The sequence below is a fragment of the Fredinandcohnia quinoae genome (assembly GCF_022427965.1).
GTDB lineage: Bacteria > Bacillota > Bacilli > Bacillales > Bacillaceae_L > Ferdinandcohnia > Ferdinandcohnia quinoae.
On record NZ_JAKTTI010000049.1, the window covers coordinates 1 to 13,487 of the forward strand.

General features: G+C 36.0%; 10 protein-coding genes. 9 read left to right on the plus strand and 1 reads right to left on the minus strand.

Annotated features, from left to right (window positions below):
- Positions 1-107 precede the first annotated feature (107 nt).
- The 5 genes from MJG50_RS20165 to dtd all read left to right on the plus strand — a co-directional run bounded on the left by MJG50_RS20165 (position 108) and on the right by dtd (position 6,832).
- Positions 108-1,016, plus strand: a complete 909-nt coding sequence (locus tag MJG50_RS20165; protein ID WP_240257578.1) for a cation diffusion facilitator family transporter — start codon at positions 108-110, stop codon at positions 1,014-1,016.
- 84 nt (positions 1,017-1,100) lie between these two features.
- Complete coding sequence (recJ, locus tag MJG50_RS20170; RefSeq protein ID WP_240257579.1) at positions 1,101-3,461, plus strand: single-stranded-DNA-specific exonuclease RecJ; 2,361 nt, start codon at positions 1,101-1,103, stop codon at positions 3,459-3,461.
- Entirely contained in the window at positions 3,461-3,973 is a 513-nt protein-coding gene (locus MJG50_RS20175) for an adenine phosphoribosyltransferase (protein WP_240257580.1), read from the plus strand. Before recJ ends, MJG50_RS20175 begins: the two co-directional genes overlap by 1 nt.
- Before the next feature lie 202 nt (positions 3,974-4,175).
- Positions 4,176-6,371 carry a RelA/SpoT family protein gene (locus MJG50_RS20180; RefSeq protein WP_240257581.1) on the plus strand — a complete coding sequence of 732 codons (2,196 nt, stop codon included), beginning with the start codon at positions 4,176-4,178 and terminating at the stop codon, positions 6,369-6,371.
- Positions 6,372-6,391: 20 nt separating this feature from the next.
- Positions 6,392-6,832, plus strand: a complete 441-nt coding sequence (gene dtd / locus MJG50_RS20185; protein ID WP_240257582.1) for a D-aminoacyl-tRNA deacylase — start codon at positions 6,392-6,394, stop codon at positions 6,830-6,832.
- Positions 6,833-6,871: 39 nt separating this feature from the next.
- Here the strand turns inward: dtd and MJG50_RS20190 are convergent, their stop codons facing one another.
- Entirely contained in the window at positions 6,872-8,671 is a 1,800-nt protein-coding gene (locus tag MJG50_RS20190; protein ID WP_240257583.1) for an N-acetylmuramoyl-L-alanine amidase family protein, read from the minus strand.
- A gap of 143 nt (positions 8,672-8,814) precedes the next feature.
- On the opposite strand from MJG50_RS20190, the gene MJG50_RS20195 reads away from it, so the two are divergent.
- From MJG50_RS20195 to MJG50_RS20210, 4 genes are all read left to right on the plus strand, one after another.
- Complete coding sequence (locus MJG50_RS20195) at positions 8,815-8,991, plus strand: hypothetical protein (RefSeq protein WP_240257584.1); 177 nt, start codon at positions 8,815-8,817, stop codon at positions 8,989-8,991.
- 528 nt (positions 8,992-9,519) lie between these two features.
- Complete coding sequence (gene hisS / locus MJG50_RS20200; protein ID WP_240257585.1) at positions 9,520-10,788, plus strand: histidine--tRNA ligase; 1,269 nt, start codon at positions 9,520-9,522, stop codon at positions 10,786-10,788.
- Position 10,789: 1 nt separating this feature from the next.
- Positions 10,790-12,559 (plus strand): aspartate--tRNA ligase, encoded by a 1,770-nt coding sequence (aspS, locus tag MJG50_RS20205; protein WP_240257586.1) that lies wholly within the window; start codon positions 10,790-10,792, stop codon positions 12,557-12,559.
- A 156-nt stretch (positions 12,560-12,715) separates the two neighbouring features.
- Positions 12,716-13,483 (plus strand): tRNA threonylcarbamoyladenosine dehydratase, encoded by a 768-nt coding sequence (locus MJG50_RS20210; RefSeq protein ID WP_240257587.1) that lies wholly within the window; start codon positions 12,716-12,718, stop codon positions 13,481-13,483.
- Positions 13,484-13,487: the final 4 nt, after the last annotated feature.

Below are 13,487 nucleotides of genomic sequence, written 5' to 3' on the forward strand. Positions count from 1 at the left end.
GGTGTGAGAGGGTCGAACGAATCAAAATTCCGATTCGTTCACTCTACTCGATTTGAGTTGTCTCCTACATTTTTGGGTTACAATAAGCAATGGAGAGGATGAGACCTTTGGAAAATCAAGATCGCTTTAAGCAAGCTGAAAAAGCTATTTTATATGGAGTGATTGGTAATATTCTGTTGGCTGTAATTAAGTGGATCATTGGCATTATGTCCAATAGTCGAGCATTAATAGCGGATGCGGTTCATTCAGCTTCTGATGTTGCCGGTTCTGTTGCGGTATACCTCGGTGTTCGTGCTGCAAAACAGCCACCCGATGAAGACCATCCATATGGTCATGGAAAAGCAGAGTCAGTATCAGCAATTATTGTTGCCGTCTTATTATTTATTGTTGGAATCGAAATGGGTAAAGCCTCCATCGGTGCATTTTTTGAACCAATCAAAGTTCCAAAATCAATGGCAATCTATGCAGTTGTATTTTCAATCATTATTAAAGAAATCATGTTTCGCTATAAATATAAATTGGGAAAGAAAATTAGAAGTGATGCGCTTATTATTAATGCATACGATGATCGTTCTGATGTGTATGCATCATTAGCCACGTTAGTAGGGATTGTTGCTGCAATAATAGGCGGGAAACTCGGCTTAGAATGGATGGTATATGCAGACCCTGTAGCAGGACTGGTTGTTTCTGTATTAATATTAAAAATGGCATGGGAATTTGGCTCAGACGCTATTCATACAACATTAGATCATGTTCTGCATGAAGAGGAAACGAATGAATTAAAGAAAGTTGTATTAACTGTCCCTGAGGTTAAAAAGATAACAGAACTACATGCTAGAGAGCATGGGCATTATGTCATAGTGGATTTGAAAATTTCTGTTGATCCATATATGACTGTAGAAGAAGGACATAGGGTTGGAAAAGAAGTAAAAGCGAAACTAATGGAAATCCATCATGTCCAAAATGTTCTCGTTCACATAAATCCTTATTCAGAAGATGATTCCAAATATGAATAAAGGTTTTTCCAGTACTTTTTAAACATCACATCATTGAAACCCCTTGGCCACAAAGGTATAATAAGATGGTTAAGGGGTGAAAGTATGTTACAATCTAAAACTCGTTGGAAACTAAGTGAAAACAGCATTGATAAAATTAATCTTCTAGAAAAAGAACTCCAAGCTTCACCTCTAGTAGCTTCTCTACTTGTTAATAGAGGCATTGACTCTGTTGAATCCGCTAAAGCATTTCTCCAACCGGATCAACTTAATTTTCATGATCCATTCTTACTTGATGAAATGGACATCGCCATTGAAAGAATTGAAAAAGCAATTCATCAAAATGAACATATTTTAGTATTTGGTGATTATGATGCAGACGGTGTTAGTAGTACAACTGTTATGTTAACTGCCCTACGTGAAAAGGGAGCAGTTGCAGATTTTTATATACCAAATCGATTTTCAGAGGGCTATGGTCCTAATGAAAATGCATTTAAATGGGCAAAAAAAGAAGGATACTCGCTAATTATTACAGTAGACACCGGGATATCAGCGCTACATGAAGCACAGGTGGCGAAAGAACTTGGACTTGACTTAATAATTACGGATCATCATGAACCTGGTCCAGAATTACCAGCTGCGATTGCTATTATCCATCCAAAAAAGCCAAACAGTCAATATCCTTTTCAGGAATTAGCTGGTGTTGGAGTTGCGTTTAAAGTTGCACATGCTTTACTAGGTGAAGTGCCCACCTCTTTACTTGATGTTGTTGTAATTGGAACAATAGCGGACTTAGTTCCATTGCATGGTGAGAATCGTTTGTTAGCAAAAAAAGGTATAACAGCTCTAAGAGAAACAGATAGACCTGGAATATTAGCATTATTAAAAAAGGCTCGAATTGAGCAAAGTGAATTAAATGAAGAAACGGTTGGTTTTGCGATAGCACCTAGAATAAATGCAGTAGGTCGTCTTGAATCAGCCGATCCAGCAGTACACCTTCTAATGACAAATGATGCAGAGGAAGCATTGATGATTGCGGACGAAATTGATGAGCTAAATAAAGAGAGACAGCGTTTAGTCAGTCAAATGACAGAAGAAGCAATTAAGGAAGTTGAAGAGTTTTATCATCCTTCCACTAATCCTGTGTTAGTTATTGCAAGGGAAGGTTGGAATGCAGGAGTAATTGGTATTGTCGCATCAAGACTCGTTGACCGTTTCTATCGACCTACTATTATATTAAGTATTGACCGTGAAAAAGGTGTAGCAAAAGGGTCAGCAAGAAGCATTGAAGGTTTTAATCTATATGAAAGTCTCTCAACCTGCCGGGATATTTTACCACATTTCGGTGGACATCCAATGGCAGCTGGAATGACACTTCAGTTGGAACATGTAGGGGAATTAAGAACGAGACTTAACACGATAGCAAATGAGGTATTACAACCCGAAGACTTTCAAGCAATTACAAATATCGATGCAATATGTTCATTACATGATATTTCTATTGAATCAATTATGCAAATGGAACAGTTGGCGCCATTCGGTATGGGTAATCCGAAACCGAAAGTTATGATTGAAGATCTTGGAATCTCTAGTATTCGTAAGATCGGCTCTGAACAAAATCATATAAAAATTGTTTTCAGTCAAGACGATTATACACTTGATAGTGTTGGCTTTGGATTAGGACATGTATATGAAAATATTTCACCGCTGTCTAAGATTTCAGTCGTGGGTGAGTTAAGTATAAATGAGTGGAATAATAGTAGAAAACCACAGATCATGCTACAAGATATTGCGATTAACGAATGGCAATTGTTTGATAGTAGAGGAATGAAGAATATTTCTGCTTTATTAGGAAAAATTGAAAAGGATAAGCGAAGATTAATCGCCTTTTCAGCTGATACAATCGATAAGTTGAATCTTTCAAATATACATGATGAAATTATTATCATTGAAAAGCATGAGGATGCATTAATGCAGCAATTTCATTCGGATTATGTAGTTTTACTTGATCTACCTCAGGATGAAAGTCTAATTAAGACATTATTTAACACCACTTTTCCAAGTCGAATTTATTCTTTATTTTATAATGATCAGGATCATTTTTTTAGCACGATTCCAACTAGAGAGCATTTTAAATGGTTTTATGCTTTTTTAGCTAAAAAAGGGCCTTTTGACATATCAAGATACTCTGAAGAGCTAGCTAAAAACCGGGGATGGTCAAAGGAAACAATAGATTTTATGTCAAAGGTGTTTTTTGAATTAGAATTTGTTAAAATAGACAAGGGATTTATCTCTTTATCAAATCAACCTTCAAAAAGAGATTTGACTGAATCAAGAACATACCAATTGAAAGAGAAACAGATTAAATTGGAGAATAAATTATTGTATTCATCATATCAACAATTAAAAGACTGGTTTGATTTACTTAATAAAGGTTCGTTATCGCTTGAGGAGGCCGTAATTTAATGGATTTAAGAAAATTTGTAACTGTGGTTCCTGACTATCCTAAGCCAGGAATACAATTTAAGGACATCACACCATTAATGAACGATGGTGAGGCATATAAATATGCTACAGACCAGATCGTTCAGTATGCGAGAGAAAAAGAAATTGATTTAGTAGTAGGACCAGAGGCTCGAGGCTTTATCATCGGCTGTCCGGTAGCATACTCTCATGGCGTTGGATTTGCACCCGTAAGAAAAGAAGGAAAATTACCTAGAGAAGTAATTAAGGTAGAATATGGTCTTGAATACGGGAAAGATGTATTAACAATGCATAGAGATGCTATTCAACCTGGACAACGAGTATTAATTACTGATGATTTGTTAGCGACTGGTGGCACAATTGAAGCTACAATAAAATTAGTTGAAGAGCTTGGTGGGATTGTTGCTGGTATCGCATTTATTATTGAATTAACATATTTAGATGGCCGTAAAAAGCTTGATGGATATGATGTTTTAACGTTAATGAAATTCTAAATGAAAATTGCTTGAGCGCTCACTTCTGAGTGCTCTTTTTGATAAAGTTCGTGTTGAAAATGATAATTCTTTCTATTTCCCTTTACATCTACGATTATTTTCAAGATAATAGTAACAATACTAAAGTTTCATAATAGGAATTCAAAGGTGGACATGTTATTTCAACTTTGGATTACCTCAACATAAAAAGGTGATATAATCCATGGCAAACGAGCAGGTATTAACTCCTGAGCAAGTGATTGAAAATGCGAAACGGTACTTATCGGATCAAGATGTCGATTTTATTTATCGCGCATACAAATTTGCTGAGCAGGCCCATAAAGATCAATTTAGAAAATCAGGTGAACCGTATATTGTACACCCTGTGCAGGTAGCAGGAATTCTAGTAGATCTCGATATGGATCCTTCTACTATAGCGGGTGGCTTCTTACATGATGTTGTCGAAGATACAAATGTTTCCTTGCAGGATATTAGCGAAGCATTCACAGAAGAAGTTGCCATGCTTGTTGATGGAGTTACAAAATTAGGGAAAATAAAATATAAATCACAAGAAGAACAGCAGGCCGAAAATCATCGCAAAATGTTTGTGGCAATGGCCCAAGATATTAGAGTTATTCTTATTAAACTTGCGGATCGCCTACACAATATGAGAACTCTAAAGCATCTTCCACCCGAGAAACAACGAAGAATCTCAAATGAAACACTTGAAATATTCGCTCCTCTAGCACATCGTTTAGGTATTTCCAAAATAAAATGGGAGCTTGAAGATACTGCACTACGTTATTTAAATCCGCAACAATACTACCGCATTGTGAATTTAATGAAGAAAAAAAGAGCTGAGCGTGAGCAATATCTTGAAGAAGTGATTGCTGAAGTGAAGCATCGTGTCGATGAAGTTTCGATAAAAGCAGAAATATCTGGTAGACCGAAACATATTTATAGCATTTATCGTAAAATGGTTATCCAGAATAAGCAATTTAATGAAATCTATGATTTACTTGCAGTAAGAATTGTTGTTAATAGTATTAAAGATTGCTATGCCGTACTTGGTATTATCCATACTTGTTGGAAACCAATGCCTGGAAGATTCAAGGATTATATTGCTATGCCTAAGCCGAATATGTATCAATCTTTGCATACAACTGTAATTGGTCCAAAAGGTGATCCACTTGAGGTTCAAATTAGAACTGTTGAAATGCACCAAATTGCTGAGTTTGGAATTGCAGCACACTGGGCGTATAAAGAAGGAAAACCAGTAGATCAAACCTCTACGTTCGAAGAGAAACTTACATGGTTCCGGGAAATATTAGAATGGCAAAATGACGCATCAAATGCTGAAGAATTTATGGAATCTTTAAAAATTGATTTATTCTCAGATATGGTCTTTATTTTTACTCCAAAAGGCGATGTAATTGAACTTCCTTCAGGATCTGTTCCAATTGATTTTGCTTATCGGATTCATTCCGAAATCGGTAATAAAACGATTGGCGCAAAAGTGAATGGAAAAATGGTAACCCTTGATTATAAATTAAAAACAGGGGATATCATTGAAATATTAACGTCCAAGCATTCATACGGACCGAGCCAAGATTGGATTAAATTAGCTCAAACTTCACAAGCAAAAAATAAAATTCGCCAATATTTCAAAAAACAACGCCGAGAAGAAAATGTTGAAAAAGGGAAAGAACTTGTAGAGAAGGAAATAAAAACCCTTGATTTTGAAGTGAAAGAAATTCTTACTACTGAAAATTTAAAGAGGGTATATGAGAAATTTAATTTTTCAAATGAAGAGGACATGTACGCTGCCATTGGGTATAACGGTATAACTGCGGCACAAATTGTTACTCGACTTACTGAAAAATTGCGAAAAAAACGTGATCTAGAACAGGATCAGCATGTTGCCGAAGCAGTTGCTGAAATGAGGCAAATGACATCAACGAAAAGACGAGAATCGGGAGTACAGGTTTCAGGAATATCAAATCTTCTTATTCGCTTGTCTAAGTGTTGTAACCCAGTTCCAGGTGATGAAATTGTTGGCTTTATCACGAAGGGGAGAGGAGTATCAGTACACCGTGCTGATTGTCCAAACGTCCATACATTAGATGCTCAGCAACGATTAATAGAGGTAGAATGGGAAAGTAATCTGTATGATCGCAAGGAATACAATGTTGAAATTGAAATTTCTGGGTATGATCGTAGGGGATTACTTAATGAAGTGCTTCAAGCGGTAAATGAATCAAAAACAAATATTAGCTCTGTATCAGGTAAATCTGATCGAAATAAAATGGCTACAATTAATATGGCAATATCCATTCAAAATGTAAGTCATCTTCATAAGGTTGTAGAGAGAATAAAACAAATTCCTGATATTTATTCAGTTCGAAGGGTAATGAGCTAAAAAATAAAGAGGGTTTTTATATGAAGGTTGTCGTTCAACGTGCCAAAAATGCGAGTGTAACTGTTAATAATACAATGATTGGATCAATTGATAATGGATTAATGTTACTGGTTGGCATCACCCATTCTGATTCAATCGAAGATGTTAAATATTTGGCTGATAAAATTGTAAACCTTAGAATCTTTGAAGATGAAGAAGGGAAAATGAATTTGTCTTTACTTGATACAAAAGGTGATATTCTATCTGTTTCACAATTTACTTTGTATGGTGATTGTCGAAAAGGAAGACGGCCTAATTTCATGGAAGCTGCTAAACCAGAGTTTGCAAATGAAATGTACCAATTATTTAATCAAGAGCTCCTAAGCAAAGGGATAACTGTTCAAACAGGTGCTTTCGGGGAAATGATGGATGTTAATTTCACAAATGTAGGTCCTGTCACACTTATACTAGAAAGTAAATAGAAAATGCGAGTCAGTTTTGACTCGCATTTTTTTGTATTTTTATCGTCCTTTGAAGTATTGGGCTAATCCATAATAAATTCCGTTAGAAACATTTTCTTGGAATGAATTTGTATTTACCGAGTATTCTTCCGTAGGATTACTTAAAAAGCCTAGTTCAAGCAGTGCTGAAGGATTTTTATTTTCTCTCAAAACTTGATAATTACCCTTCCTATGCTTTCTATCTTTAAAATTTGTATTCTTGATTAATTCTGATTGCATCGTGGATGCGAGAGCAGTATCAATATTTTTATAATAATAAGAAGTAATCCCTCTCGCACTTCGATCAGTAGTGCTATCATAATGAACACTTATAAATGCATCTGCATTTCGATAGTGCGATGTACTTACCCTGGAACGTAAACTAACATATAGATCACTATTTCGAGTTAATACTACATTTGCACCTGCCGCGTGTAATTTATCAAAAACGAGTCTGGCTGTTCTTAATGTTACATTTTTTTCAATTGTTCCATTCACACCGACTGTTCCACCATCACGACCACCATGACCAGGATCAATAACGATTGTTTTATTCTTTAAATATTGATTCACACCTGGTTTTTGAACGACTGAGGTATTCCCATTGACTTCTACAATCCACCCAGCTATATAACCAGTTGTTTTATCAGATAATACAATTTTATACCAGTCACCTTCAGTTGCGGAGATATTAAATACGTCTCCTTCATTTGCTCTAGCAGTAACAGGTGCTGTAGAGGATGGAGCTGTTCGTATATTGGTACCATTATAAAGAACTTTTACCGTTGTTGCTTTTTGCTCATTTTTGTCGGGTGCGTGAAGTTCTTGAACTTCCAAATACCAGCTTGCCACCCAGCCTTTTTTTCCGTTAGTTAATGTAATTTGACTCCAATCATTTATTTCTTTGTTGATTGTAACCTCTTCACCTATTTTTAACTTTCCAATAATTTTTCCTGATAATGATCCACTATCTCTAACATTTAAACTTGAAGCTGTAACAGTTGCTTTCTTTATGCCATCTTGTATGTTTTGATCTGGCTGAGTTTCATGTTGTTCTTCTTCCTGTTCATCTTGATCTTCATTTGTTGTATCAACATTAATATAGTCGCGATGAACCCAAGCATTTCCTTTGTTAAAAGTAATTTCTAACCAATTTTCACGTTCGTTTTTGATTGAAACAGTGCTACCTTTTGTTAGCTTCCCAATAATTGAACCTTGGAGGTTAGGCGTACTTCTTACATTTAAGACTGAAGTATTAACCTTGCCTGATTTTTGTTTATTAGTTACGTCTGGTTTATTGTTTGAACCTTGTATAGTTGTAAGGAATGGTGATGAGACCCATCCAATTTGGTTATTGTACTTAACCTTCGTCCAACTCTCATTTTTATCAATATATTGAGCAACTTGTCCTTTGTTCAGTGAACCCATAATTTGAAAACTAGTGCCGGGTCCAGTACGCAAGCGTAGTCCATCAACTGTTGATTTAACAGATTTAACAGTTTTGGAAGTATCATTTGCTGCAATACTTTCTGAATTGCTTTCTTTAATTAGCCAAGATGCTACCCATCCAGAACTATTTTTGGTTATTTCTAGCTTCAGCCAATCATTTTTTCTTTCAAGGATTTTATATTGCTCACCTTGTTTTATTTTGCTTTTAATATTGTAGGATAAGCCAGGACCCTCTCGTACATTTAAGATTGATGTATTAATAATTGCAGTAGAAGATGCTTGAGCTTTTGTACCTATATTTGGTTTAAGTGTGATTGAACATATAAACAATAATGATAAACTAAGGAATATTTTTAAAAACTTATGTAACAACTGTAGAAGCCTCCTTAAAATCGTAAAAAAACATGACTTTTATACTAATTCGAGACAAAAGGAAAAAATCCTTGTTTAATTGGAAATAAAATAATGAAAAAGGGCAAGATATGTATTATAACACAAGAAAAGGACGTGCCCTCATGAGATATAGTGAAAAGAGCAATCATGCACAAAGAGGTTCAAATCAAATGTTCGGGGTCGACTTCCATGATTTTATTGAAAGAGAACAAAATTCTACCTATGTGGAATTGGCGTCTGAATTTGGAATTTCAGTAAAAGAAGTTCGCCAAATGAAAAAGAAATTAGAACGATCATAAAAAGTAACCTTGACAATCTGTCTGTTCATACGTAAGATAATATATAATTTTAATAAATGAACCAGTGATGGGGAACAGTAGATAAGACTACACATGAAAAGAGAAGGAATGCCAAAGGCTGAAAGCATTCCAGCATGATGACTTATTGAACGAACACCTCTTAGGTTTCTCTCTGAAAAAGATTACACTCTAGTAGGAGCTGAACGTGTCAGGCGTTAACTGATCGAGTGAAGACTGAAATAACAAGACAGTTCAAGAAACTAGCGGAGAGATTCGCAGTTCATTGGATGTCGTGTGAGACGGTCAAGGAGCAAGAAGGTCGAGGCAGCGAGTTTTCGAGTCGCGGAGTGCACGTATTTGGTGCATGAGCAACGGAGGAAACGAAGCTAACGAAGAGATTCGTAGCTCATTGGACGTCGAGTCTTAACTAGGGTGGCACCACGGGATCTAACTCTCGTCCCTACAATTTATTGTAGGGATGGGAGTTTTTTATTTTTTCGTTTTTTTGTTAAAGAAGGAGGATTTTATATGGCAATTAATATTCCTAGAGGAACACAGGATATTCTACCTGGTGATGTGGAAAAATGGCAATTTATTGAGGAAAAGGCACGGGATATTTGTAAAAGATTTAATTACAAAGAAATTAGGACTCCTATTTTTGAACATACAGACCTTTTTTTACGAGGTGTTGGTGAAACAACTGATATTGTTCAAAAGGAAATGTACACATTTCAAGATAGAGGTGAGCGTAGTTTAACGTTAAGACCAGAGGGAACGGCAGCGGTTGTTCGATCTTATGTGGAAAATAAAATGTTCGGAAATCCAAATCAACCAACAAAGCTCTACTATTGTGGACCGATGTTTCGTTATGAAAGGCCACAAGCGGGTCGATTTAGACAGTTCGTTCAGTTTGGTGTCGAGGCTCTGGGCAGTAATGATCCAGCAATTGATGCAGAAGTTATTTCTCTAGCAATGGAAATATACCAATCGTTGGGATTAAAAAAACTTAAATTAGTCGTTAATAGTCTTGGTGATATTGATAGTAGAGTTGCACATAGAGAAGCATTGATAAGTCATTTTTCACCGAGAATTGAGGAATTTTGTTCTGACTGTAAATCAAGACTTGAGAAAAATCCAATGCGCATACTTGATTGTAAAAAGGATAAAGATCATGATTTTATGCAAACTGCGCCATCTATAATCGAATATTTAAATGATGAATCAAGGGAATATTTCGAGAAGGTACAAATGTATTTACGAGATTTACATATTGACTTTGAAGTTGATTCAGGGCTTGTAAGGGGACTAGACTATTACAATCACACTGCATTTGAAATCATGAGTAATGCAGAAGGATTTGGAGCGATTACAACATTATGTGGTGGTGGACGCTACAATGGTCTTGTTGAAGAATTTGATGGCCCAGAAACACCTGGTATTGGGTTTGCATTAAGTATTGAAAGATTATTAGCAGCATTACATGCTGAAGGTATTGAATTACAAACTGAGACAAAGCTCGATTGTTATGTTGCAACAATTGGTGAAAATGCGGCTGAAAAATCGGTTGTTCTTGTCCATGAGTTAAGGAAAGCTGGGTTAACCGCAGAGAAGGATTATCAAAAAAGGAAAATGAAAGCTCAATTTAAAGCAGCTGATCGATTACAAGCTAGATATGTTGCTGTTTTAGGTGATGAAGAGCTTGAACGTAATGTGATTAATGTGAAAAATATGGAGACTGGTGAACAAGAGGAAGTAATGATAGATCAATTTATAGCATATATTGCAGGGGTGAAATAACATGTTTGGAAGAACTTATTATTGTGGAGAAGTAACGGATCAAGCAATTGGAGAGACAGTAAAATTAAAAGGCTGGGTACAGAAAAGGCGAGATCTTGGTGGATTAATTTTTATTGATTTAAGGGATAGAACAGGAATTGTTCAAATCGTTTTTAATCCTGCAGTTTCGGAAGAAGCACTTTCGATTGCCGAAGGTGTTAGAAATGAATACGTATTAGATGTAGAAGGTCAAGTAGTTGCTCGTGAAGACAAAACAATTAACAACAATCTTGCAACAGGTAAGATTGAGGTTAAGGTTGAAAAAATAACGATATTAAATGCAGCAAAGACACCTCCTTTCATGATTGCTGATCAAACAGATGTATCTGAGGATGTACGTCTGAAATACCGATACCTGGATCTTCGTCGCCCAGTTATGTTTGAAACATTCAAAATGCGGCATAATGTGACGAAGGCTATTCGTGAATACTTAGATAATGCGGATTTTCTTGATATTGAAACACCAATCCTTACCAAAAGTACTCCAGAGGGTGCACGCGATTATTTAGTGCCTAGTCGAGTACATGAAGGTGAGTTCTATGCCTTGCCACAATCACCACAAATTTTCAAGCAATTGTTAATGGTTGGTGGGATTGAAAGATACTATCAAGTTGCGCGATGTTTCCGTGATGAGGATCTTCGTGCAGACCGACAACCTGAATTTACACAAATTGATATTGAAACATCTTTCATGAGTCAAGAGGATATTATGGCTATGATGGAAGAAATGATGACTAAGGTTATGAATGATGTTAAAGGAATTAAGATCCAAACCCCATTCCCAAGACTTTCTTATGAGGAAGCAATGGGGCGTTATGGTTCAGATAAACCAGATACACGATTTGAAATGGAATTAGTCGATGTATCAGAGTTAGTTAAAGATAGCGGATTTAAAGTATTCAGTGGTGCGATTGAAAATGGTGGTCAAGTAAAAGCCATCAATGTGAAGGGTGCTTCTGATAAGTATTCACGTAAGGATATTGATGCATTAACGGAGTTTGTGAATCGTTATGGAGCAAAAGGTCTTGCATGGCTTAAAGTCGAAGAAGAGGAGTTAAAAGGGCCAATTTCAAAGTTCTTTAATGAGGATGAGCAAAAAACGATACGCCAAGTACTAGAGGCTACAACAGGTGACTTACTATTATTTGTTGCTGACAAGAGAAATGTTGTTGCAGACGCGCTAGGAGCACTAAGAATGAGATTAGGAAAAGAACTTGAATTAATTGATCAATCTAAGTTTAATTTCCTTTGGGTTACTGACTGGCCACTGCTTGAGTATGATGAGGAAGCAGGTAGATACTTCGCAGCCCATCATCCATTTACAATGCCAGTTCGTGAAGACATTGAACAGCTTGATTCGAACCCTGGTAATGTGAAGGCACAAGCATATGACCTTGTTCTAAACGGTTATGAGCTTGGTGGTGGTTCACTTCGTATTTTTGAAAGACATATTCAAGAAAAGATGTTCAAAGTTCTAGGATTTAGCGATGAAGAAGCCAAAGCACAATTCGGCTTCCTACTAGAAGCTTTTGAATATGGCACACCGCCACATGGTGGAATTGCACTTGGACTTGATCGTCTTGTCATGTTACTTGCTGGAAGCTCAAATTTACGCGACACAATTGCCTTTCCAAAAACTGCAAGTGCTAGTGACATATTGATGGAGGCACCAAGTACTGTTAGCCAAGCTCAACTTAGTGATCTGCACTTATCACTTAATGTTGAAGAATAAAAGAATAAAAAACTGTGAGAAAGTCATTTTTCACAGTTTTTTTATTGGTAAAAAATTTATATAATTCACATCGAAATACTTACAATTTTAAAAAAGTATGATATAGTCAAAAACGGGAAAAATGAGTTAAGAATTTCTTTTATGGAGATGAGGTTTATGTTACACCAATTTTCACGAAACGAATTAGCGATAGGGAAACAAGGGATTGAAACATTAAAAAATAGCACCGTTGCAGTACTTGGGGTCGGAGGAGTGGGATCATTCTCTGCAGAAGCACTTGCACGATCAGGTGTTGGAAGACTTCTCTTGGTTGATAAGGATGATGTTGATATAACGAATATTAACCGTCAACTTCCTGCTTTACTTTCAACAATTGGACGATCAAAAGTAGAAATTATGAAGGAACGTATTGCAGACATTAACCCGGAATGTGAGGTTATTGCGCTGAAGATATTTTATACGGAAGAAACATATGAACAATTTTTTAGTTATGGACTTGATTATGTAATTGATGCTTCTGATACGATTGTATATAAAATACATCTTATGAAGGAATGCCTAAAACGAAAAATTCCGATCATTTCTAGTATGGGTGCTGCAAATAAAATGGACCCTACACGATTTAAAATTGCTGATATTTCAAAAACACATACAGATCCAATTGCTAAGGTGATTCGTACGAAATTACGAAAAGAACGCATTCATAAAGGAATTGATGTTGTTTTCTCTGATGAAAGTCCAATAGTGATAAGAGAAGATGTTCGACAAGAGATTACCGATGAAAATGCAAAAATTCGCAAGGCGAAAATGCCACCTTCATCTAATGCGTTTGTTCCATCTGTTTGTGGGCTTATCATGGCTAGTCATACAGTACAAAAATTATTAGCAGACATTAAAATCAAGCGTGTAAGTGATGAAAAATAGAAAA

Coding starts and splice junctions, on each gene's coding strand:
- recJ (WP_240257579.1), top strand. CDS start 1,101: ATGTTACAATCTAAAACTCGTTGGAAACTAAGTGAAAACAGCATTGAT.
- dtd (WP_240257582.1), top strand. CDS start 6,392: ATGAAGGTTGTCGTTCAACGTGCCAAAAATGCGAGTGTAACTGTTAAT.
- hisS (WP_240257585.1), top strand. CDS start 9,520: ATGGCAATTAATATTCCTAGAGGAACACAGGATATTCTACCTGGTGAT.
- MJG50_RS20175 (WP_240257580.1), top strand. CDS start 3,461: ATGGATTTAAGAAAATTTGTAACTGTGGTTCCTGACTATCCTAAGCCA.
- MJG50_RS20180 (WP_240257581.1), top strand. CDS start 4,176: ATGGCAAACGAGCAGGTATTAACTCCTGAGCAAGTGATTGAAAATGCG.
- aspS (WP_240257586.1), top strand. CDS start 10,790: ATGTTTGGAAGAACTTATTATTGTGGAGAAGTAACGGATCAAGCAATT.
- MJG50_RS20210 (WP_240257587.1), top strand. CDS start 12,716: ATGTTACACCAATTTTCACGAAACGAATTAGCGATAGGGAAACAAGGG.
- MJG50_RS20195 (WP_240257584.1), top strand. CDS start 8,815: ATGAGATATAGTGAAAAGAGCAATCATGCACAAAGAGGTTCAAATCAA.